Source organism: Streptomyces sp. NPDC048603, assembly GCF_043199475.1.
GTDB lineage: Bacteria > Actinomycetota > Actinomycetes > Streptomycetales > Streptomycetaceae > Streptomyces.
In genome coordinates this window covers 104909-126198 of record NZ_JBICVY010000006.1, presented here as the reverse complement: position 1 = coordinate 126198, position 21290 = coordinate 104909, and the positions used below count along the sequence as shown (strand labels likewise).

Below are 21290 nucleotides of genomic sequence, written 5' to 3'. Positions count from 1 at the left end.
GAGCGATGGGCCGAGCAGAGGCGCGGAGAGCGCAAGGCGGGCGCGGTGCACGACGCGCATCGAACGGCGCCCGTGCGGGCGGCGGAGGCAAGAAGAGCTTCATACGCCGCCTCTTCACCTGGAAGAAGATCCTCGGCACGTTCTTCGGTGTGATCCTGCTCGGAATGGCCGCCCTGCTCATCGCCTACTTCGTGGTGGAGAAGCCGAACCCCAACGAGCAGGCGGAGCTGCAGAGCAACGTCTACAAGTACGCCGACGGCTCCATCATGGCCCGCAGGGGCAAGGTCAACCGCGAGATCGTGGGCCTCGACCGGATCCCCAAGGACGTCCAGACGGGCTTCATCGCCATCGAGAACAAGTCCTTCTACAAGGACCAGGGCGTCGACCTGTTCGGCGTGGCCCGGGGCGGCGTCAACACCGTCCTCGGCCGGGGCACGGCGGGCGGCTCCACCATCACCCAGCAGTACGTCAAGAACTACTTCCTGAACCAGGAGCAGACGGCCACCCGCAAGGTCAAGGAACTCATCATCTCGCTCAAGGTCGACAACGAGATGGAGAAGGACGAGATCCTCGCGGGCTACCTCAACACCAGCTACTTCGGCCGCGGCGCCTACGGGATCCAGGCCGCCTCCCAGGCCTACTACGGCGTGGACGTCGAAAAGCTGACGCTGGAGCAGGGCGCGTACCTGGCCGCCGTCCTCCAGGCCCCCAGCCAGTACGACTGGGCCACCGCCGGCCCCAACGGCAAGCGGCTGGTCCTGATCCGCTTCAACGGCGTGCTCGACAACATGGTCGAGATGGGCGCGCTGGATGCCGGCAAGCGCAAGACCCTGCAGTTCCGGGAGCCCATCAAGCCCAAGCCCGCCCCCGGCCTCGAAGGCCAGAAGGGCTACCTGGTCCAGGCCGCCAACGCCGAGCTCCGCCGCCAGGGCGTCACCGACGACCAGATCGAGGCGGGCGGCTGGAACATCACGCTCAACATCGATCCGAAGAAGCAGAAGGCCCTGGAGACCGCCGTCCAGGAGGAGCTGGAGTCCAAGCTCGACCGCAAGGACACCAAGAACCGTCCGGTCGACCAGAACGTCCAGGCCGGCGCCACCTCCGTGGACCCCAAGACCGGCTCCATCGTCGCCATGTACGGCGGCACCGGCCTGCAGGACAAGTACGCCAGCAACGCGCTGCGCACCGACTACCAGCCCGGCTCCACCTTCAAGCCGGTCGTGCTGGCCTCCGCCCTCGAGAACGGGTCGGAGACCCAGGACGAGAAGGAGATCACGCCGAACACCATCTACGACGGCACCAGCAAGCGGAAGGTCGTCGGTGCCTCGGAGCCGTTCGCCCCGCAGAACCAGGAGGACCGGAGCTACGGTGACGTCACCGTCCAGGAGGCCACCAACCGCTCCATGAACTCCGTGTACGCGCAGATGTTCGTGGACGTGGGCCCGCCCAAGGTGAAGAAGACCGGCCTGGCCATGGGCATGAACGGGAAGCGGGACGGCTGGCCCGAGGAGAGCCCGGCGCTCTCGCTCGGCACCATGAGCGCCAACACCGTGGAGATGGCCGGGGTCTACGCCACCCTCGACCGCCACGGCAAGAAGGTCACTCCGACCATCGTCAAGTCCGCCACCCACGCCGAGCGCACCTTCAGGCCGCAGCAGGCCATCGGCGGCCAGGCGATCAGCAGCCGCACCGCCGACACCGTCACCAAGGTGCTCATCGGCGTCGTCGAGGACGAGTCCGGCTCCGGCAAGAAGGTCCGCAGCAGCGCCTACCAGGCCGCCGCCAAGACCGGTACGACCGAGAACAACAAGTCCGCCTGGTTCGCCGCGTACACCCCGGAGCTGGTCACCGTCGTCGCGATGTTCGGCGAGGAGCCCGTCACCTTCAAGCAGACCACGCTGACCGGTACCGCCGGCGGCGGCCGGGCGGGCGGTTCCAGCTTCCCGGCCGACATCTGGAAGGCGTACACCCTGGCCGCGCTCCAGGGCGCGGACACCGGCAAGTTCGACCTGGAGGACGCCGACATGGGCGCCCCGGCCGCACCGCCGACCAAGAGCACCAGCCCGTCGAGCTCGGCCAGCAGCTCGCCCAGCGGCTCGGCGAGCACCAAGCCCTCGGGCTCGCGCTCCCCGAACCCGAGCGGCAGCCAGTCGGGCAAGCCCAACCCGAGCGGCAGCAGCTCCGGCAAGCCGTCGTCCAGCCCGCCGACCTCCCCGTCGACGAAGCCGACCCCGCCGACCAAGCCGCCCTCGGGCAGCGCCGACATCAAGCCGCCCACGCAGTAGGCGACACCGGGCCGGCCGTCGGCGCCGGACCACGAAAAGGCCGCCGCCCCGCAGCGAATCCGCTGCGGGGCGGCGGCCTTTTCGCGCTGCCTGCCGGAGCAGGCGACGGCCGTCCGCCGGGGATCAGCCGCGCCCGCCGCCCGGCAGCGACATCTCGAACCAGACCACCTTGCCGCTGCTCAGCCGGGTCGCGCCCCACCGCCGGGCCAACCGGTTGACCAGGAACAGCCCGCGGCCGCCCTCGTCGGTCTCCCGGGCCCGGCGCTGCCGCGGCAGCTGTGGTGAGTCGTCGCCGACCTCGCAGCGCAGCACGTCCGTGCGCAGCAGACGCAGGGTCACCGGCCGTTCCGCGTACCGGACGGCGTTCGTGACCACCTCGCTGACCAGCAGCTCCACCGAGTCCTCCAGCTCCTCCAGGCCCCACCGGGACAGCGCGCGGCGGGCGAACCGGCGGGCCCGGCCCGGAGCGGTCTCCTCCGGGTCCAGGAACCAGTACGCGACGTCGCTGGGCGCGATCCCGTCGAAGCGGGCCGCGAGCAGCGCGATGTCGTCGTCCCGGTCACCCGGCCCGAGCATGTCGAGGATGTCGTCGCAGAGGGCCTCCAGCGGCGGCGGATGGTCCAGCCCGGTCAGCTGGGCCGTGGTGGCCAGCCGCTCGCGGAGCTGCTCGATGCCCGTCCACACGTCGCGCAGCCGGGACTCCACCAGGCCGTCGGTGTACAGCAGCAGGGTGGCCCCGGCCGGTGCGTCCAGCTCCACCGCCTCGAAGTCCACGCCGCCCACGCCGATCGGCGCGCCCGGCGGCACCCTGAGCACCTCGGCGCGCCCGCCCAGGTGCAGCAGCACCGGCGGCGGGTGGCCCGCGTTGGCGATGGTGATCCGGTGCGACACCGGGTCGTAGACGGCGTACAGGCAGGTGGCCATCCGGTCCGAGCCGAGCCGCTGGGCCTGCTCGTCGAGGTGGTGCAGCACCTCGCCCGGCGGCAGGTCGAGCTGGGCCAGGGTCTGCGCGGTGGTGCGCAGCTGGCCCATGATCGCGGCGGAGGTCATGGAGTGCCCCATGACGTCACCGACGACGAGCGCGACCCGGCTCCCGGGCAGCGGTATGGCGTCGTACCAGTCGCCGCCCACCCGGGCGGTCTCGGCCGCCGGCAGGTAGCGCGAGGCCAGCCGCACCCCGGTCGGCTGGGGCAGGCTGTCGGGCAGCATGGTGCGCTGCAGCTCGTCGGCGATGTACGCCTCCCGGCCGTACAGCACCGCCTTGTCGATGCCGAGCGCGGTGTGCGTGGCCAGCTGCGCCGCGACCAGCAGGTCGTTCGGCTCGAACGCGGGCCGCTCGGGACTGCGCAGGAACACGGCCGCGCCGATCACCCGGCGGCGGCCGCGCAGCGGCGCCAGCACCGCCCGCTGGCCGCTCGGCAGCGGGTGCTCGTCGCCGAGCAGCTCGGGCAGCGCGGCCCGGGCGGCTGCGGAGTCGCCGAACACCGGCCGTACGCCGCGTAGCACCTCGGCGAGCGCCCCGCCGGGCCGGATCTCGCACAGCTCGGCCGCGGGCAGGTCGCCCTGCGGGCCGACGAGCGGCAGCTGGCTGAAGTCGAGCTCCCCGGCGCCCCCCGCGGCCCCGGTGAGTTCGAGCCCGGTCCCGAGCTCGTCGATCGGCCGCAGCCGGTCGGTACGGCGAAGCCTTAAGACGACCGGGCCGACCGGACGCTCGTCGCCGACCGGCAGCGGATCGCGCAGGTAGACCAGGATGGCGTCGGAGAAGGTCGGGACCGTGGCCCGGCACAGGCCGAGCACGATCTCGTCGAGGTCGATGCCGCGGGCGATGCGGCGGGTGGCCGCCCCGACGAACCGCAGCCGGTCGCCTTCCCGGCGTGCCGCCGTGGCCTCGGCGCCTGCCGGTATCCCGGACCGGCCGGACCCGTCACCGCGGGCGTCGGGACCGGCACCGGCGCCGGCCGTGACCGTACCGGTGATGCCGGTGCCGGGCATGCCTCCGCCCGGCACCGCCGCGGCCTCGCCGCGAGGTGCCGGTACGCCGTGCGCGCCGGGGTCGCCGAGGCCGTCGTGCCCGCCGAGGCCGTCGTCGCCGAGGCCGTTCGGGTCGCCGTGCCGCTCCGCGCCGCCGGGCGCGGCGGTCGCGTTCCGCGCGGCCGCGGTGTCACGGGCCCGGGCCCCGGCGTCCGTGGCACCCGCGTCCGGGCCCGTTCCGTCCGTACCGCTCATGCCGTCCGTGCCAGGGGTGTCGTACGTACCGCCCGCGCCAGGGGTGCCGTCGGTGCCGGCCGTGCCGGATCCGGGCTCCGCGGCACCGGCGTTCCGCGCGGCCGCCGCGTCGCGGGACCCGTCACCGGCCTCCGGATCCGGCGGCCGCGCTCCGGGCGGGCTGCCGCCGGCGTGCCGGGCGGGTGGGATCGAGCCGGGCAGGGCGACGGGCACGGACCCGGCCGGGCGGCCGCCCGGCGCGGCGTCCTCCGGCCCGTCCGGGCCGGCCGTGAGCCCCTCGCGCGAGCGGGCGCCCGCGCAGCCGTCGCCCGGGGCGGGCGCCTTGCCGTGGCCGAGGTCGTCCCGGTCGGCCGGGGTACGCGGCGCCGGGGCGCTCTGCGCGCCCGCCGCGGACGCGGGCACGGCCCGTGTGCCCGGACCCCGCCGTGCCCGGCGCGGCCCCGGCACGTCGGAGCTGCCCGCGGCGGCAGGCTGCGGGCCCTCGTGGGAGGTGGGGTACTCCGTCACGCGTGGAATTCCGTCCGTTCGCGCTCGATGTGCGCTGCACTCAACTCGGTCAGTCGCGGTATACCCGCTCAGCGGCGGGGGCACCGTCACCCCCGGGTACCGCGTCCCGCTCGTTACCAAGTCCCGCGCGCAGCATGCCAATTACGCAGCCTTGCGGAGGACGATCCTACGTTTGAACCCCGGGGGCGCATCAAGGGTCTCATGAGGTCATATACGCCGGGGTGCGGTCCCAGTCCTCGGGCAGAACCGGAACCTTCCAGCTCGGATCGGGTCTCCAGTCCTGCCAGCCGGAGGAGAAAGGAGCCCCCCAGGCGCCGATCAGACGGGCCGCTTCGAGGCCCGCCGCCCGTACCCGGTCCGCGTCCTGCGGGCTCATCAGACCGGACCGCTGGGCCTGCGCGAACTCGTCCTCGTCCAGCCACTGCCAGCTCCGGTCGGGGTAGACCGCGATGTCGAGGAAGTGGTCCTCGGAGTCCATGCCGCCGTCCCAGCGGGTGCGGGGCGACTCCAGGTTGACGTACCAGTTGCGGAACTCCCAGCCGGGCCCCCAGAACAGCCACACCGACCACGGGTCGCCGGGCTTGGCCAGCTTGAGCACTCCCTCGCCGGACCACATCGAGCGCGCGGTGGTCCGGCGTGCCGTGTAGCGGGTGGCGAGCGGCTCCCGGCTCACCGGACTGCCGTCGGCCAGCACCGGCTTGACGCATTCGGTCCCCGGGGCCATCCACACGGCGAGCAGGTCCCCGGTGTCCTGGACCACCGTCACCGGCCGGCAGATGTGCACCTGACCGTCCAGGCCCGGGGCGTGGTCGCGGTAGCGCCAGAGGATGTGCTCCCCGGGCGCCCAGTGCGTGTCCCGGGTCCCCTGTGTGCTCCGTGCCTCGTCGGTACCTTCCATGCCCAGATAGTAGGCGCGGGCCTCCCGGGACCGCTGCGGTGCAGGTCACTGGGGGTCCTCGTGGCGGTGCCAGGGGGCGCGTACGGGGCCCGGGAGCGGCCGGAATCAGGTGGTTCCGGAGCCGCTCCGGGAGCCGTACGCCCGGCCCGCGCGCGGACCGGGGCTGGTTCGGGGCCTGTTCGGGGCCGGTTCGGGTCCGGGTCAGGGCCGGGTCATCCGGAGCACGTCCAGGGCCCGGTCCAGCTCCTCCAGCGTCAGGTCGCCACGGTCGACGTAGCCCTCCTCCAGCACCACCTCCCGGATCGTCTTCCGTTCCGCGAGGGACTTCTTGGCCACCTTGGCCGCCTCCTCGTAGCCGATGTACCGGTTGAGCGGGGTCACCACCGAGGGCGAGGATTCCGCGTATTCCCTGGCCCGGGCGGCGTTGACGGTGATCCCGGCGACCGTGCGGTCGGCGAGCAGGCGGCTTGCCGCGCCGAGCAGCCGCACGGATTCGAGCAGGTTCCGGGCCATGACGGGGAGCATCACATTGAGTTCGAAGTTCCCGGCGGCCCCCGCCACGGCGACGGTGGTGTCGTTCCCGGTCACCTGTGCGGCCACCATCAGCACCGCCTCGGGGACCACCGGGTTGACCTTCCCCGGCATGATCGAGGAGCCGGGCTGCAGATCCGGCAGATTGATTTCGGCCAATCCTGTGCGGGGGCCGGAGGCCATCCAGCGCAGATCGTTGGCGATCTTGGTGAGCGAGACCGCGATCGTGCGGAGCATCCCGGAGGTCTCCACCAGGGCGTCCCGCGCGCCCTGGGCCTCGAAGTGGTTCCGGGCCTCGGTCAGCGGCAGGCCGGTGTCCGCGGCCACCTCGGCGATCACCTCCTCGGAGAAGCCCATCGGCGTGTTGATGCCGGTGCCGACGGCGGTGCCGCCCAGGGGCAGTTCGGCGAGCCGCGGCAGCGCCGCCTGCAGGCGCTCGACGCCGTAGTGGATCTGGGCGGCGTACCCGCCGAACTCCTGGCCCAGGGTGACCGGGGTGGCGTCCATGAGGTGGGTGCGGCCCGCCTTGACCACCTCGGCGAACTCGGCGGACTTGTGGGACAGCGCCGCCGCCAGGTGCCGCAGGGCCGGGATCAGCTCGTGGGTGACGGCGGCGGTGGCGGCGATGTGGATGGACGAGGGGAACACGTCGTTGGAGCTCTGCGAGGCGTTGACGTGGTCGTTGGGGTGGACGTCGCGGCCCAGCCGCTCGGTGGCGAGGGTGGCGATGACCTCGTTCATGTTCATGTTGGACGAGGTGCCGGAGCCGGTCTGGAAGACGTCGACCGGAAAGTGCTCGTCCCAGCGGCCCTCCGCGACCTCGGCGGCGGCCGCCCCGACGGCCTCGCCGACGGCCGGATCCAGTACGCCGAGCCGGACGTTGACCCGGGCCGCAGCGGCCTTGATCCGGGCCAGAGCGGCGATGTGGGAGCGCTCCAGGCGCTGCCCGGAGATGGGGAAGTTCTCCACGGCGCGCTGGGTCTGGGCCCGCCATTTGGCGTGTGCGGGGACCCTCACCTCGCCCATGGAGTCGTGCTCGATCCGGAACTGGTCCTCGGTCATCTTCGTGGCCTCCTCAAAAAGTTGAGCAATTGTCTTGTTCGAAGTGTTCCCATCTCCCCTACCCGCCAGTAGATACCGGGGGTAACACCTACTCGGGGAGGCGTTCATGGCGCGAACCAGACCCAGACTCAGAGTCAGATGTACCTTCGCCGCCGTCGCGGCGTTCGCGGCCGCCCTCGGGGGCGTCACCGCCATCACCCCCATGGCTCAGGCGGCCACCCCCACGGCCACCATGACCCCCACGGCTACCACCTCGGGCTCGGCGATCACTCCACTTCCGCCGGAACTGGAGACCGTACGGGCCGCCGAGGCCGTGAAGATCTACGGCGACTCCGCCATCCGCCCGATGAACCAGCGCAGGACCGGGCTCATCTCGCTCGGCGACAGCGAGATATCGGGCGAGGGCATCGGCAGCTACGACCCGGCGACCAACACGCCGGACAACCAGTGCCACCGCTCGCCGGACACCGCCATCCACCGCACCGGCATCCAGGCCGACCTCACCTTCAACGTGGCCTGCTCCGGCGCGTACACCGGAAACATCCGGATCGGCGGGAGCAAGCAGTACGCCGACGAGCTCGTGCAGAGCGACAGCCTCGCCATCAAGGCCCGCAACACCCGCGTCAAGATGGTCCTGCTGGTCGCCGGAGCCAACGACGACCTGCAGTTCGGCCCGGTCATGACCGACTGCGTGACCCGCTGGGTACTCGGCCAGGGCGTCTGCGAGCCGAAGTACGCCCCCGGCTGGCAGGCCCGGGTGGACGGACTGCGGCCGAAGGTCGAGGCCACCGTCGCCGACCTGAAGACGGTCATGCGGAACGCCGGCTACGCCGACTCCGACTACAAGCTCGTCGTCATGGGCTATCCCAGCCCCATCGGCCCCGACTTCAACGACAACCCGGACTTCCCCGGCAAGCTCCCGGGCGGCTGCGCCGGCTACGACTCCGACGCCACCTGGGGCCGCAACCAGGCCGTCCCGGCGTTCGAGCAGGGCATGCGGGAAGCCGCCCGCAACTCCGGCGCCGTCTACCTCGACAACTCCCGGCTCTTCCACGGCCACGAGGTGTGCATGGAGGACACCTGGGCCCGCGGCCTCTACCTGGACCTCGGCGACCACTTCCCGTGGGACGAGAACACCACCCGCCAGTCCTTCCACCCCAACCGGCGCGGCCACGGCGCGTTCGCGTCCTGCCTGACCCAGCTCTACGCCTCCGGCCTGCGCGAGGCCTCCTGCGCAGACCCGGCCTCCACGGGCAACCCGGTGCTGGTCCCCGGCGCCTGGGACGACCTGTACGCCCCGCTGCGGAACGAGGCGACAGGCAACTGCCTCGACGCCAGGGGCGCCGCCAGCGCCAACGGCACCCAGGTCCTCGGCTGGGACTGCCACGGCGGCCGCAACCAGGGCTGGTGGTACGACCCCGCCAACCGGTCCGTGCACGTCGAGCTCACCCACGACCGGTGCCTGGACGCCCCCGGCGCCGACTACGGCGCGGGCACCGGCCTGATCCTCTGGAACTGCCACGGCGGCGCCAACCAGGACTTCGTCCGTGACGGCGCCACCATCCGCCCGGCCGCCGCGACCGGCATGTGCCTGACCGTCGGCGCGGCACAGGATCCCCTCCGCCTCCAGCCCTGCAACGGCTCCGCGAACCAGCGCTTCGCCTGACAGGAGCACGTCCCCCCACATCCGGCCGGCGCACCCCGGCCGGGTGCCTCGTGTGTCTGCCGCCCTACTTCGGCTCGGGCGCCAGCGGGGCCGCGGCGACCTTGAACCCGCCCTCGACGACCCGGGCGAACGCCGCCGGAGCCATGCAGGTACCCGTGACGGCCGGCCCGGGCTTGCCGTCCTTGCCCACGTCGAGGTTGCCGACGCCCCAGGAGAAGCCCAGCCGGTCCGGCTCCCCGCCGCGGCCCTCCTCGATGCTGATGCCGATCCGCTGCTTCTCGTTCCCGGTGTTCGACTTCTTGACCACCGCGGTGAGGGTGGCCGTCCGGCCACCCGTGACCAGGCAGTCCACCTCGGCGACGGCCCTGCCGACGAACTCCTTGCCGGTCGGCGACTCGGAGGCCGGCACCCGGTGGTACACCGTCACCAGGCCGCGGGCATCGGTGGGCAGCCCCTTCTCCAGACCCTTGACCGGGAACGGCTTGCTCCACGGCACACCCTCGGCGTCGACCGAGAACCGGATCTCGTGGTCGGGGGAGTACGGATAGGAGATCCGTCCCGCTCCCTGCACCGAGGCAGTACGGGGAGCGGCGGACGGCGTGGGCGCGGCAGCCGGTGCGGACGCGGCAGCCGGCGCGGGCGAGGGTGCGGCGGCCGGCGCGGGTGCGGCCGCCACCAGCGAGGCAACGGCGGCCAGTGCGAGGGCGGGCAGGGCGGCAGTGCGGATCTTCATGTGAACTCCCCTGGTCAGGCGCCCCGTTCGGGCACATGACAACCCTCGCCCGGAGCCCCGGGGAGCAGCCATCTGCCGATCGGCCCGACATGCAGGGCCGCACTATGCCGATCGGCAGAGGAGCAGAGCGGGACGGCGGCGCTCAGCGGGCGCCGATGTACTCCCGCACCTCGCGCGGCCGGTTGGTGATGATCGTCTCCACGCCGAGGCGCAGGCACAGCTCGACGTCCTCGGGCTCGTCCACGGTCCACACCCGCACCCGCAGCCCCTTGGCCCTCAGCCGTCCCACCAGCCCGGGGTCCTTGCGCACGAGCTCGATCCCCGGTCCGGCATGCCCGGCGAACGGCGGCCGCGGCGGGCGGACGGCCCGCTCGATCAGGTACACGGACGGCAGACCGGGCGCGAGCCGGTTCAGCCGCACCAGGGCGTTCCGGGAGAAGCTCATCACCTCCACCCGCCCCGAGGCCCCGTCCGCCAGCCCGTACGCCTTCAGCACGCGCACCAGCTCGGCCTCCAGCCGTCCGCCGGCCCGGCTCGGGTGCTTGGTCTCCACGGCCAGCCCCACCGGGTACGGCGCCCCCAGCGCCAGCTCCAGCAGCTCCTCGAACCGCAGCACCCGCGCCCCGCCGTGCCCGGGCCCCTTCCAGCCGCCGAAGTCCAGCGCGGCCAGCTCCTCGTAACTCATCGCGGACACCACCCCGCGCCCGTCGGAGGTCCGCCCGACGCTCCGGTCGTGCACGCACACCAGCTGCCCGTCCCGGCTGAGCCGCACATCGCACTCCAGCGCGTCGGCCCCGTCGGCGATGGCCTGCCGGTAGGCGGCGAGGGTGTGCTCGGGGTGCTCGTGGGAGGCGCCCCGGTGCGCGACGACACGGACCGCGGACCGCACGGCCGCACCGCCCCGATTGGACCGGGTGGAAAGACTGGACAGAGGGGTCATGCCCCAGACGTTATCGGGATACGCCCGCCACACCGGTACCGCATGCTGCACGGATGGCCGAACACTTCGTGACGCTTCCCTGTGAACCCTGCGAGCGGTGCGTCTTCCATGCCTGGCAGCGGGTGGAGGGCGGGCGGTTGCGCTGGTACTCCGACTGGACCTGCGACAACTGCGACTTCGCCGGCCCGTCCATCGGGTGCGTCCGTGACGGGGGCTGGGGTCCGGCCGCGTACGAGGTCCGGGAACGCATCGTCGAGCAGGAGGGCACGGTCCGGGTCCGCATCGGCGGCCCGGACGGCGTCCCGCTCAAGGCGGCCCGGGAGATCCTCGGCCTGACCATCGCCGAGCTGAACCGCCTCCGCGTCCACGGCTACGACGCCACCCCCGTGGAAGCCGCCCTCCTGGAGTCGCGCCGTACGGCGGGCACGTAAGGCAGCGGGGCGGGAGCTCCGTGGAACTCCCGCCCCGCCGGGGTGTTACGCCAGGCCCGGCCCGCGGACCGGGATGTGGGTGAAGGTCGGCTCCGGGGCGGGGTTCTGGAAGAAGTCGTTGCCCTTGTCGTCAACGACGATGAACGCCGGGAAGTCCTCGACCTCGATCTTCCAGACGGCCTCCATGCCGAGCTCCTCGTACTCCAGGACCTCGACCTTCTTGATGCAGTCCTGGGCCAGGCGGGCCGCCGGGCCGCCGATCGAGCCGAGGTAGAAGCCGCCGTGCGCGCCGCAGGCGTCGGTGACCTGCTGGGAGCGGTTGCCCTTGGCCAGCATGACCTTGGAGCCGCCCGCCGCCTGGAACTGCTCGACGTAGGAGTCCATGCGGCCGGCCGTGGTCGGGCCGAAGGAGCCGGAGGCGTAGCCCTCCGGGGTCTTCGCCGGGCCGGCGTAGTAGACCGGGTGGTCCTTGAGGTACTGCGGCATCTCCTCGCCCGCGTCCAGCCGCTCCTTGATCTTCGCGTGGGCGATGTCGCGCGCCACGACCAGCGGGCCGGTGAGGGAGAGGCGGGTCTTGACCGGGTGCTCGGTCAGGGTCGCCAGGATGTCGTCCATCGGCTGGTTCAGGTCGATCCGGACCACGTCGCCGGCCTCGTCCAGGTGCTCGTCCGTCGTCTCCGGCAGGAAGCGGGCCGGGTCGCGCTCCAGCTGCTCCAGGAAGACGCCCTCGGCGGTGATCTTCGCGACCGCCTGGCGGTCGGCGGAGCAGGACACCGCGATCGCGACCGGCAGGGACGCGCCGTGGCGGGGGAGGCGGACCACGCGGACGTCGTGGCAGAAGTACTTGCCGCCGAACTGCGCGCCGATGCCGATCTTCTGCGTGAGCTCGAAGACCTGCTGCTCCAGGTCGAGGTCGCGGAAGCCGTGGCCGAGGGCGGAGCCTTCGGTGGGCAGCTCGTCCAGGTAGTGAGCCGAGGCGTACTTGGCGGTCTTCAGGGCGTGCTCGGCCGAGGTGCCGCCGACCACGATGGCGAGGTGGTAGGGCGGGCAGGCCGCCGTACCGAGGGAGCGGATCTTCTCCTCCAGGAACTTCATCATGGAGGACTCGTTCAGGACGGCCTTCGTCTCCTGGTAGAGGAAGGACTTGTTGGCCGAGCCGCCGCCCTTGGCCATGAAGAGGAACTTGTACGCGCCGCCGTCGGTGGCGTACAGCTCGATCTGCGCGGGCAGGTTCGAGCCGGTGTTCTTCTCCTCCCACATGGTCAGCGGGGCCATCTGCGAGTAGCGGAGGTTCAGCCGCGTGTAGGCGTCGTAGATGCCGCGGGAGAGGGCCGCCTCGTCACCGCCCTCGGTGAGCACGTTCTGGCCGCGCTTGCCCATGACGATCGCGGTGCCCGTGTCCTGGCACATGGGCAGGACGCCGGCCGCCGCGATGTTCGCGTTCTTGAGGAGGTCGAGGGCGACGAACTTGTCGTTGGCCGAGGCCTCCGGGTCGTCGATGATGCGGCGCAGCTGCGCGAGGTGCGCCGGCCGAAGGAAGTGCTGGATGTCGTGGATGGCCTCTTCGGCCAGCTTGCGCAGCGCCTCCGGCTCGACCTTGAGGAAGGTGCGTCCGTCCGCCTCGAAGGTGGACACGCCCTCGGACGTCACCAGCCGGTACGGGGTGGTGTCCTCGCCCAGGGGCAGCAGGTCGGTGTACGCGAACTCCGGCATGTGTGGCCATTCCTCACTCGGCAGACAGCGCTGACGACCAATTGGCAGCGCAGCACACCAGCGTAGGACGTCGGCCTCGAAGGTCGGTATGTGAGGTAAGGCTCAGTCGGTGCCCGACTCACTCCACTCTGCAGTATCGCGATCTATCGTGTTTGGCTATGCTGCTCGCGTGGACCTGGAAAAGCATCCCGCTGCCCCCGCCGCCTCCCCCGCCGAGCTGCGCGCCTCGGACGCCGACCGCGACCGGATCGCCCGGATCCTGAGCGATGCCTTCGCGGAGGGCCGGCTCACCGCGGAGGAGCACTCCGAGCGCCTGGACACGATGTACGCCGTGAAGACCGTCGGCGAGCTGGAGCAGCTGGTGCGGGACCTGCCGGCGGGCCAGGGCGGCCTCCCGCACGGCGCGGCCGGTGGTCCGGCGGGGGCCGGGCAGCCGGCCCCGTACGGACCGGCGGGCGCGGGCTACTCGGAGTCCGTGGTCGCCGTCTGCAGCAGCTCCGCCCGGCGGGGCCGGTGGCGGCCCGGCCCCCGCACCCGCGCGGTGGCGGTGATGGGCGACGTCGCCATCGACCTCACCGAGGCCGTGTTCGAACAGCAGCTCACCGAGATCAACGTGACCGTGGTGATGGGCAACGTGGAGATCCTTGTCCCGGAGAACGTCACCCTGCGCGGGTTCGGCAACGGAGTGCTGGGCAATTTCGAGATCCGCGGGGAGAGCCGCGGCGAGACGGACCCGCAGGCACCGGTCGTGGTCGTCCGCGGGTTCGCGCTGCTCGGGAACATCGAGGCCCGCCCCAAGCGGGGCGCCCGGCTGGTCGACCTGGCGAACCGGCTGCGCAAGCGGACGGACGGCTGAGCGGGAGCGAGGGCGGCGCGGGCGAGGGCGGGAGAGGCAGCGCGGGCGAGGGCGAGGGCGGAGAGGCAGCGGCGGACGCCGGTGGCGGGCGGCCGGTTCCCGGCCAGTTCCCGGCCGGATCGCCCCACACGGCGCATATGGGCGCGCACAGCGGGTAGGGACAGGTGCATCGTCTCCGCTCGTGAATGGCTCGTGAATACGTCGTCAGGAGTAGACCGTGCAGCATCCGCCGCATCAGTCCCCGCAGGTAGCCACCGTCTCCGCTCTGCCCAGCCCGCGGATGCCCTCGCGGGAAGAGGACGGCCCATGGCACGCGGAGGCGGTGTGCAAGCGGGACGAGGCGGGACTGTTCTTCGCGCCGTCCAAGGAACCGACCGCGGCCCGGCTGTCGCGCGAGGAGGCCGCCAAGCGGGTCTGTGCCCGCTGCCCGGTCATGATCGCCTGCCGGCAGCACGCGCTGCTGCAGCCCGAGCCGTACGGGGTGTGGGGCGGTCTCACCGCCGCGGAGCGCCGCGTGGTGCTGGCGCGGATGCGCCGCCGGGCCGGTGAGCTGCGGCAGCAGCCCGGCAGCGAGCCGGTCGCCGCCGCGGGCTGACCCGCCCGGCGTACGCCCGCCGTACCTCATGACCTGATGACGTCACCACGTCATGCGGAAGGGGCGGCCCCCGACGGGGCCGCCCCTTCCGCGTACGACTACGGACTACTCGGCCCGGTCGAAGTCGATCGCGCTGTACGCGCGCAGCTTCGAGAGCCGGTGGGTGGAGTCGATCTTCCGGATGGTGCCCGACTTGGAGCGCATGACCAGCGACGAGGTGGACGCCGTCTCCGAGCGGTAGTGCACGCCGCGGAGCAGCTCGCCGTCGGTGATGCCGGTGGCCACGAAGAAGACGTTCTCGCCGGAGACCAGGTCGTTGGTGGTCAGGACGCGGTCCAGGTCGTGGCCGGCGTCGAGGGCCTTCTGGCGCTCGGCGTCGTCCTTGGGCCACAGCTTGCCCTGGATCACGCCGCCGAGGCACTTTATGGCGCAGGCGGAGATGATGCCCTCGGGGGTGCCGCCGATGCCGAGCAGCAGGTCCACGCCGGTGCCCTCGCGGGCGGCCATGATGGAGCCGGCGACGTCGCCGTCCGAGATGAACTTGATGCGCGCGCCGGTCTCGCGGATCTCCTTGACGATGCCCTCGTGGCGGGGGCGGTCCAGGATCACCACGGTGACGTCCTCGACGGCCATGCCCTTGGCCTTGGCGACCCGGCGGATGTTGACCGAGACGGGGGCGTTGATGTCGACGAAGTCGGCGGCCTCGGGGCCGGTGACGAGCTTGTCCATGTAGAAGACCGCGGACGGGTCGAACATGGTGCCGCGGTCGGCGGCGGCCAGGACGGCGATGGCGTTCGGCATGCCCTTGGCGTTGAGGGTGGTGCCGTCGATCGGGTCCACGGCGATGTCGACCTCGGCGCCGGTGCCGTCGCCGACCCGCTCGCCGTTGAAGAGCATCGGGGCTTCGTCCTTCTCGCCCTCGCCGATGACGACGACGCCGTTCATCGAGACGGTGGAGATCAGGGTGCGCATGGCGTTGACCGCGGCACCGTCGGCGCCGATCTTGTCGCCACGCCCGACCCACCGGCCGGCGGCCAGGGCGGCGGCCTCGGTGACCCGGACCAGTTCCAGTGCGAGGTTGCGGTCGGGGGCCTCGGGAGAGACTTCGAGCTGGGGCGGCAGGTTGTGGTGCTCGGTCATCGGAGCGCACCTTTCTGTACGACGACGGCCGTGAAGTGAGGGTGCTGGAACTCTATCGGTACGTCGACAAATTGAGCAGAGGGGGTCACTTATGAGCGGCATATCGGGCGGCCGGCGGTCCCGTACGGCGCCCGGGGCAGTCTGCGGGCCGCCGCCCGGGCCGCGCCAGAGGCGCACCGGAGGCGCACCGGAGGCGTGCGGGAGGTACGGCGGGGACACACTCGAGGCGGACCCCTGTCGGTGATCGTTCCGGCCGTACGGGACGATAGGGGGCGTGGCAGGTATGAAAGGCAAGCAGACGGTCTTGGACATGGTCCGGTCGCTGGCGGTGCTCGGGGTCATCGTGGGCGGGATCTACATCTTCATCCCGCATGACGAAAAGGCCGATCCGACGCGCGTGGTGGACTACCGCGTCGAGACCATTACCGCCCGGAGGGCGGCTCCCTACCCGCTGGCCGCGCCCGTGGGCCTGCCGCAGGAGTGGCGGGCGACCTCGGTCACGTACGAGCGGAAGAACGCCAACGCGTGGCACCTGGGCTTCCTGGACCCGGGCAACCAGTACGTGGCGGTCGAGCAGTCCAGCGACCCCTCGGAGAAGTACCTGGCGGGGGTGACGCAGCAGGCCCGGGCCACCGGCCGGACGCAGCAGGTCGGCGGCACGGCCTGGGAGCTCTGGGACGGCCCGAAGTACGACGCGCTGGTGCTGAAGGGCGAGGGGCACGTGACGGTGGTGACCGGCACGGCCTCCTTCGAGCAGCTCGGCAGGATGGCCGCGGCGCTGGAGTTCAAGAAGGGCTGAGCCCGCGAAGGCGGGAACACGAGAAGAGGCCGCCCGCCCCGGGGAACCGGGGCGGGCGGCCTCTTCCGCTGCTGTCGGCGGTGTCGCTCAGACGGTGGTGACGACCTGGTCGAAGTCCAGGCGCGGGGAGCGCGGGAACCAGGCGTCCTCGCCGGGCTTGCCGATGTTGACCACCATGATCGGGGTGTGGTCGTCGTCCAGGAACTCCTTCTGCACGCCGGCGAAGTCCACACCGGTCATCGGGCCGGCCGCCAGGCCGGCCGCGCGCACGCCCACGATGAAGTAGGCGGCCTGCAGGGCGGCGTTCAGCAGCGCGGACTGCTCACGGACCGGGCGGGCGCTGAAGAAGGCGTCCTTGGCCTGCGGGAAGTGCGGGAGCAGCTGCGGGAGCTCCTCGTGGAACTCGTTGTCCGCGGAGAGGACGGCGACCAGCGGGGCGGCGGCGGTCTTGGCCTGGTTGCCCTCCATCAGGTGCTGCACCAGGCGCTCGCGAGCCTCCGGCGAACGGACCAGGGTTATCCGCAGCGGGGTCCCGTTGAAGGCGGTCGGGCCGTACTTGACCAGGTCGTAGATCGCCTGGACCTGCTCCTCGGTCACCGGCTCGTCGGTGAAGGAGTTGGCGGTGCGGGCCTCGCGGAACAGGAGGTCCTGGGCGGCGGCGTCAAGAACGAGGGACATGGAATGCCTTCTTCCAGGGGCGGAGGTGCGTTGTTGAAAACTGTACAACCAGATAGGTGAAAGTTCAACAAATCGGTTGTGGTGCCGCCTCCGGCTCCGTTCCCGCGCCCCTTCCCCTACTCCTCGCGGCCCCCGTCGCCGGTGTCCGCCGCCTCCCGGGCCGCCAGTGCGGAATCCAGGCGCGCGCGGGCCCCCTCCAGCCAGTGCCGGCAGACCTTCGCGAGCTCCTCGCCCCGCTCCCAGAGCGCCAGGGACTCCTCCAGCGAGGTGCCGCCCGCCTCCAGCTTGCGGACCACCTCGATCAGCTCGTCCCGGGCCTGCTCGTACCCCAGCGCCGTTTCCGCCTCGGCCATTCCCTGCCACCTTATGTGTGTCGTACAACGAAAATATTGCGGGAGCGTGAAGTCACTCCGCGTCGCGACCGGTCTCCCCCTCGGCCACCGAGACCGCGAACTCGCCCGCCGCGACCCGCGCCCGCAGCACGTCGCCCGCCGAGACCTCCTCCGGCGACCGCACCACATGCCCGTCGGCCCGCTGCAGCACCGCGTAGCCGCGCTCCAGCGTCGCCGCCGGGGACAGCGCCACCACCCGGGCACGGGTGTGCGCCAGCTCCGACTCCGCCCGGTCCAGGAGGTGCCCCAGGGTCCGCCGGCTGCGCCCCAGCAGCGCCTCCAGCTCGTCCTCCCGGGTCTCCACCATCCGCTGCGGATGCACGAACACCGGCCGGGCCAGCGCGTGCGCCAGACCCCGTTCCTCCCGGTCCAGCAGGCCCCGTACTGCGCGCAGGGCGCGGTCACGCAGCTGCCGGACCCGCTCCAGCTCCTCCCCGACGTCCGGGACCACCTTCTTCGCGGCGTCCGTCGGCGTGGACGCCCGCAGGTCGGCCACCAGGTCCAGCAGCGGGGTGTCCGGCTCGTGCCCGATCGCCGAGACCACCGGGGTGCGGGCCGCGGCGACCGCCCGTACGACCTGCTCGTCGGAGAACGGCAGCAGGTCCTCCACGCTGCCGCCGCCGCGCGCCACGATGATCACGTCGACCTCGTCCAGCGCGTCCAGCTCCTTGACCGCCTGCACCACCTGGGGCACCGCGTGCACGCCCTGGACCGCCACGTTGCGGACCTCGAAGCGGACCGCGGGCCAGCGGCGCCGGGCGTTCTCCAGCACGTCCCGTTCGGCCGCCGAGGCGCGGCCCACCACCAGCCCGACCAGCTGCGGCAGGAACGGCAGCGGCTTCTTCCGCTCCAGGGCGAACAGGCCCTCGGCGGCCAGCGAGCGCTTGAGCCGCTCCAGCCGGGCCAGCAGCTCCCCGATGCCCACCGGCCGTATCTCGAAGGCGCGCAGGCTGAGCTGGCCGCGCGGCGCGTACCACTCCGGCTTGGCCAGGACGACCACCCGCGCGCCCTCCGACACCGCGTCCGCGACCTCGTCGAACACCTGCCGGTAGCAGGTCACGCTCACCGAGATGTCGTGCGACGGATCGCGCAGGGTCAGGAAGACCACCCCCGCACCCGGACGGCGGGACAGCTGGGTGATCTGCCCCTCCACCCACACCTGACCGAGCCGCTCGATCCAGCCCCCGATGAGCCGGGACACCTGGCCGACGGGCAGCGGCGCCTCGGCCGACGTATTCAGACCCATGCCCGAAGGCTAACGGGCGCCGCCGACACGCCCCCTTGATTGAGCCTCGGTTCGCTTCCGGGGCGCCGGAAGCCGCTGCCGACGGTCGACCGCTCGGCAGGCGCGCCTCATCGGCTCACTCGCCGGGGGATCCGCCGGGGGAACCGGTCCGGTGTCGCCCCCGCTGCACCACCAGCACCGCCAGCCCCACGGCCAGCCAGACCGCGCCCACCACCTGCGCCGCCCGCGACGCCTCGGCGATCACCGCCACCGTGACCGCCGCGCCCAGCACCGGCACCAGCAGGTGCTTCCACCGGCTGGGCGGACCGTCCCCCCGCTTCACCCAGAACCAGCCCACCACCGAGGCGTGCAGCAGGGTGAACGCCACCAGCGCCCCGATGTCCACCACCGAGACCAGGTGGTCCAGCCCGTCGTCCCGGCGGGCCGCCCACACCGCCGCGGCCAGCGTGATCACCGCCGCCACCAGCAGTGCCGCCCGCGGGGTGCCGCCCGAGGTGCGCGCCAGCGCGCGCGGCAGCCGCCGCTCGCGGGCCATCGCGAACAGCAGCCGTCCCGCCGCCGCCTGCCCGGCCAGCGCCGCGAAGGCGGCCCCGACCGCCTTGCTCACCGCCACCAGGTCGTGCAGCCAGTCCCCGACCGAGGCGTTCACCGCGTCGTAGAAGGCGGGCCCCTGCAGCGCCGGGTCCGCCGCGAGCTCCGCCGCGGAGAGCGGGGTGAGCAGCGCCGCCAGATACGTCTGCGCGAAGAACAGCGCGCCGGTCAGCGCCAGGCAGCACAGCAGCGCCCGGGCCACCCGCCGCGAGCCGCCGGTGACCTCCTCCGCGAAGGAGGCGATCGCGTCGAAGCCCAGGTAGGACAGCACCGCCACCGAGACCGCGCCCAGCACCGCCGCCGGGCTGAAGCCGAGCGAGCCGTCGCCGGTCAGCGGCGAGAGCCAGCCGCGCCGGGCCCCGTCCGACGCCAGCACGGTCACCGCGGCCACCAGGAAGACCAGGAGCACGGTGATCTCCATGGCCAGCACGACGAAGCCGACGCGCGCCGCCGCCCGTACGCCCCACAGGTTGAGCAGCGTGGTCACCGCCACCGCCAGTGCCGTCCACACCCAGGCGGAGACCTCCGGCACCAGCGCGTTCATCGCGATCCCGGAGAAGAGGTAGGCCACCGCGGGGATCAGCAGGTAGTCCAGCAGCGCCATCCAGCCGGCGATCAGCCCCGCTCCCTCGCCCAGCCCCTTGCGCGCGTACGTGAACACCGACCCGGCCTGCGGCGCCACCCGCACCATCTGCGCGTAGGAGAAGGCGGTGAACCCCATCGCGACGGTCGCGCAGAGGTAGACCAGGGCGACCGCCCCGTGCGACCGGGCGTCGAGGGTGCCGAAGACGCCGACCGGGGCCATGGGGGCGATGATCAGCAGCCCGTAGACCACCAGGTCCCGGAAGCCCAGATTCCGCCGCAGTCCGCCCTGGTCGTGGCTTACCTCCGCCCGGACCTCCGCCATGCTTCCTCCGAGCGACGGGGTGAACAGGATTCCGCCCCAGTCTCTGTCGGCGGACCGATCTTCGGGCCGATCGACGCGGCCGTACGATGGTCCGTATGACTGCTCCCGCTTCGCCCGCCTCCCGTCGCCGTGTGCTGCTCGCCGCCCCCCGCGGTTACTGCGCGGGCGTCGACCGAGCCGTGATCGCCGTCGAGAAGGCCCTCGAGCAGTACGGCGCTCCGGTCTACGTCCGCCACGAGATCGTGCACAACAAGTACGTCGTCCAGACGCTGGAGAAGAAGGGCGCGATCTTCGTCGAGCGGACCGAAGAGGTCCCGCCCGGCAACATCGTGATGTTCTCCGCGCACGGCGTGGCCCCCGTGGTGCACGAGGAGGCCGCCCGCGGCAGGCTCGCGACCATCGACGCGACCTGCCCGCTGGTCACCAAGGTGCACAAGGAGGCCATCCGGTACGCGAACGAGGACTTCGACATCCTCCTGATCGGCCACGAGGGCCACGAGGAGGTCATCGGCACCTCCGGTGAGGCCCCGGACCACATCACGATCGTCGACGGCCCGCACGACGTGGACAAGGTCACCGTCCGGGACGAGTCCAAGGTCGTCTGGCTCTCCCAGACCACCCTGTCGGTCGACGAGACCATGGAGACCGTCGACGCGCTGAAGACGAAGTTCCCGCTCCTCGTCTCCCCGCCGAGCGACGACATCTGCTACGCCACCTCGAACCGCCAGGCGGCCGTCAAGGTGATGGGTGCGGACTCCGACCTGGTCATCGTGGTCGGCTCGAAGAACTCCTCGAACTCCATCCGGCTGGTCGAGGTCGCCAAGGACGCCGGCGCCAAGGCCGCCTACCTGGTCGACTTCGCCAGCGAGATCGACGAGGCCTGGCTGGAGGGCGTCACCACGATCGGCCTCACCTCCGGTGCCTCGGTCCCCGAGGTCCTGGTCGAGGAGGTCCTCGAATGGCTGGCCGAGCGCGGCTACGCCGACGTCGAGATCGTCAAGACGGCCGAGGAGTCCATCACCTTCTCGCTGCCCAAGGAACTGCGTCGGGACCTGCGGGCCGAAGCCGCGGAACTGGTCGCCGATAAGTAGGTC

General features: G+C 72.1%; 18 protein-coding genes. 7 read left to right on the top strand and 11 right to left on the bottom strand.

Annotated elements, in window-relative coordinates; translation table 11 throughout:
• Positions 1-5: 5 nt before the first annotated feature.
• Entirely contained in the window at positions 6-2285 is a 2280-nt protein-coding gene (locus ACGFQ9_RS16135) for a transglycosylase domain-containing protein (RefSeq protein WP_393574416.1), read from the top strand.
• 123 nt (positions 2286-2408) lie between these two features.
• Here ACGFQ9_RS16135 and ACGFQ9_RS16130 read toward each other — a convergent pair whose 3' ends face one another.
• The 3 genes from ACGFQ9_RS16130 to ACGFQ9_RS16120 form a co-directional block, all read right to left on the bottom strand.
• Positions 2409-4277 carry a SpoIIE family protein phosphatase gene (locus ACGFQ9_RS16130; protein ID WP_393574763.1) on the bottom strand — a complete coding sequence of 623 codons (1869 nt, stop codon included), beginning with the start codon at positions 4275-4277 and terminating at the stop codon, positions 2409-2411.
• 940 nt (positions 4278-5217) lie between these two features.
• On the bottom strand, positions 5218-5916 hold the full coding sequence (locus ACGFQ9_RS16125) for a DUF402 domain-containing protein (RefSeq protein WP_393574415.1): 699 nt from the start codon (positions 5914-5916) through the stop codon (positions 5218-5220).
• A gap of 201 nt (positions 5917-6117) precedes the next feature.
• A complete protein-coding gene (locus ACGFQ9_RS16120; RefSeq protein ID WP_393574414.1) occupies positions 6118-7509 on the bottom strand; it encodes a class II fumarate hydratase in 1392 nt (463 codons plus the stop codon).
• A gap of 106 nt (positions 7510-7615) precedes the next feature.
• Between ACGFQ9_RS16120 and ACGFQ9_RS16115 the strand changes: the two genes are divergently transcribed.
• Entirely contained in the window at positions 7616-9175 is a 1560-nt protein-coding gene (locus ACGFQ9_RS16115; protein ID WP_393574413.1) for a ricin-type beta-trefoil lectin domain protein, read from the top strand.
• A 64-nt stretch (positions 9176-9239) separates the two neighbouring features.
• On the opposite strand, the gene ACGFQ9_RS16110 is transcribed toward ACGFQ9_RS16115, so the two are convergent.
• Both ACGFQ9_RS16110 and ACGFQ9_RS16105 read right to left on the bottom strand, forming a co-directional pair.
• On the bottom strand, positions 9240-9908 hold the full coding sequence (locus tag ACGFQ9_RS16110; RefSeq protein WP_393574412.1) for a hypothetical protein: 669 nt from the start codon (positions 9906-9908) through the stop codon (positions 9240-9242).
• 142 nt (positions 9909-10050) lie between these two features.
• Positions 10051-10848, bottom strand: coding sequence for a glycerophosphodiester phosphodiesterase (locus tag ACGFQ9_RS16105; RefSeq protein WP_393574411.1), 798 nt, complete (start codon positions 10846-10848; stop codon positions 10051-10053).
• A gap of 53 nt (positions 10849-10901) precedes the next feature.
• Here ACGFQ9_RS16105 and ACGFQ9_RS16100 point away from each other — a divergent pair, with 53 nt between their 5' ends.
• Positions 10902-11279 (top strand): hypothetical protein, encoded by a 378-nt coding sequence (locus tag ACGFQ9_RS16100; RefSeq protein WP_393574410.1) that lies wholly within the window; start codon positions 10902-10904, stop codon positions 11277-11279.
• Positions 11280-11324: 45 nt separating this feature from the next.
• Here ACGFQ9_RS16100 and ACGFQ9_RS16095 read toward each other — a convergent pair whose 3' ends face one another.
• Positions 11325-12992 (bottom strand): fumarate hydratase, encoded by a 1668-nt coding sequence (locus tag ACGFQ9_RS16095; protein ID WP_393574409.1) that lies wholly within the window; start codon positions 12990-12992, stop codon positions 11325-11327.
• A 169-nt stretch (positions 12993-13161) separates the two neighbouring features.
• On the opposite strand from ACGFQ9_RS16095, the gene ACGFQ9_RS16090 reads away from it, so the two are divergent.
• On the top strand, positions 13162-13848 hold the full coding sequence (locus ACGFQ9_RS16090; RefSeq protein ID WP_393574408.1) for a DUF1707 domain-containing protein: 687 nt from the start codon (positions 13162-13164) through the stop codon (positions 13846-13848).
• Between the two features lie 217 nt (positions 13849-14065).
• Positions 14066-14443, top strand: a complete 378-nt coding sequence (locus tag ACGFQ9_RS16085) for a WhiB family transcriptional regulator (RefSeq protein ID WP_393574407.1) — start codon at positions 14066-14068, stop codon at positions 14441-14443.
• A gap of 105 nt (positions 14444-14548) precedes the next feature.
• Here ACGFQ9_RS16085 and glpX read toward each other — a convergent pair whose 3' ends face one another.
• The gene (glpX, locus tag ACGFQ9_RS16080; RefSeq protein ID WP_393574406.1) at positions 14549-15583 is read right to left on the bottom strand and encodes a class II fructose-bisphosphatase; all 1035 of its coding nucleotides are present in this window, start codon (positions 15581-15583) and stop codon (positions 14549-14551) included.
• A 283-nt stretch (positions 15584-15866) separates the two neighbouring features.
• Here glpX and ACGFQ9_RS16075 point away from each other — a divergent pair, with 283 nt between their 5' ends.
• Positions 15867-16382: a DUF4245 domain-containing protein gene (locus ACGFQ9_RS16075; RefSeq protein WP_393574762.1), complete on the top strand. Its 516-nt coding sequence runs from the start codon at positions 15867-15869 to the stop codon at positions 16380-16382.
• An 87-nt stretch (positions 16383-16469) separates the two neighbouring features.
• On the opposite strand, the gene ACGFQ9_RS16070 is transcribed toward ACGFQ9_RS16075, so the two are convergent.
• From ACGFQ9_RS16070 to ACGFQ9_RS16055, 4 genes are all read right to left on the bottom strand, one after another.
• The gene (locus ACGFQ9_RS16070) at positions 16470-17060 is read right to left on the bottom strand and encodes a malonic semialdehyde reductase (RefSeq protein ID WP_393574405.1); all 591 of its coding nucleotides are present in this window, start codon (positions 17058-17060) and stop codon (positions 16470-16472) included.
• A gap of 116 nt (positions 17061-17176) precedes the next feature.
• On the bottom strand, positions 17177-17413 hold the full coding sequence (locus tag ACGFQ9_RS16065) for an exodeoxyribonuclease VII small subunit (protein WP_393574404.1): 237 nt from the start codon (positions 17411-17413) through the stop codon (positions 17177-17179).
• Between the two features lie 52 nt (positions 17414-17465).
• Positions 17466-18698 carry an exodeoxyribonuclease VII large subunit gene (gene xseA / locus ACGFQ9_RS16060; protein WP_393574403.1) on the bottom strand — a complete coding sequence of 411 codons (1233 nt, stop codon included), beginning with the start codon at positions 18696-18698 and terminating at the stop codon, positions 17466-17468.
• Between the two features lie 115 nt (positions 18699-18813).
• Positions 18814-20196: an APC family permease gene (locus ACGFQ9_RS16055; protein WP_393574402.1), complete on the bottom strand. Its 1383-nt coding sequence runs from the start codon at positions 20194-20196 to the stop codon at positions 18814-18816.
• A gap of 86 nt (positions 20197-20282) precedes the next feature.
• Between ACGFQ9_RS16055 and ACGFQ9_RS16050 the strand changes: the two genes are divergently transcribed.
• Positions 20283-21287: a 4-hydroxy-3-methylbut-2-enyl diphosphate reductase gene (locus tag ACGFQ9_RS16050; protein WP_393574401.1), complete on the top strand. Its 1005-nt coding sequence runs from the start codon at positions 20283-20285 to the stop codon at positions 21285-21287.
• Positions 21288-21290: the final 3 nt, after the last annotated feature.

Coding starts and splice junctions, on each gene's coding strand:
- ACGFQ9_RS16135 (WP_393574416.1), top strand. CDS start 6: ATGGGCCGAGCAGAGGCGCGGAGAGCGCAAGGCGGGCGCGGTGCACGA.
- ACGFQ9_RS16110 (WP_393574412.1), bottom strand. CDS start 9,908: ATGAAGATCCGCACTGCCGCCCTGCCCGCCCTCGCACTGGCCGCCGTT.
- glpX (WP_393574406.1), bottom strand. CDS start 15,583: ATGACCGAGCACCACAACCTGCCGCCCCAGCTCGAAGTCTCTCCCGAG.
- xseA (WP_393574403.1), bottom strand. CDS start 18,698: ATGGGTCTGAATACGTCGGCCGAGGCGCCGCTGCCCGTCGGCCAGGTG.
- ACGFQ9_RS16125 (WP_393574415.1), bottom strand. CDS start 5,916: ATGGAAGGTACCGACGAGGCACGGAGCACACAGGGGACCCGGGACACG.
- ACGFQ9_RS16065 (WP_393574404.1), bottom strand. CDS start 17,413: ATGGCCGAGGCGGAAACGGCGCTGGGGTACGAGCAGGCCCGGGACGAG.
- ACGFQ9_RS16075 (WP_393574762.1), top strand. CDS start 15,867: ATGAAAGGCAAGCAGACGGTCTTGGACATGGTCCGGTCGCTGGCGGTG.
- ACGFQ9_RS16050 (WP_393574401.1), top strand. CDS start 20,283: ATGGTCCGTATGACTGCTCCCGCTTCGCCCGCCTCCCGTCGCCGTGTG.
- ACGFQ9_RS16100 (WP_393574410.1), top strand. CDS start 10,902: ATGGCCGAACACTTCGTGACGCTTCCCTGTGAACCCTGCGAGCGGTGC.
- ACGFQ9_RS16095 (WP_393574409.1), bottom strand. CDS start 12,992: ATGCCGGAGTTCGCGTACACCGACCTGCTGCCCCTGGGCGAGGACACC.
- ACGFQ9_RS16070 (WP_393574405.1), bottom strand. CDS start 17,060: ATGTCCCTCGTTCTTGACGCCGCCGCCCAGGACCTCCTGTTCCGCGAG.
- ACGFQ9_RS16115 (WP_393574413.1), top strand. CDS start 7,616: ATGGCGCGAACCAGACCCAGACTCAGAGTCAGATGTACCTTCGCCGCC.
- ACGFQ9_RS16105 (WP_393574411.1), bottom strand. CDS start 10,848: ATGACCCCTCTGTCCAGTCTTTCCACCCGGTCCAATCGGGGCGGTGCG.
- ACGFQ9_RS16130 (WP_393574763.1), bottom strand. CDS start 4,277: ATGCCCGGCACCGGCATCACCGGTACGGTCACGGCCGGCGCCGGTGCC.
- ACGFQ9_RS16120 (WP_393574414.1), bottom strand. CDS start 7,509: ATGACCGAGGACCAGTTCCGGATCGAGCACGACTCCATGGGCGAGGTG.
- ACGFQ9_RS16055 (WP_393574402.1), bottom strand. CDS start 20,196: ATGGCGGAGGTCCGGGCGGAGGTAAGCCACGACCAGGGCGGACTGCGG.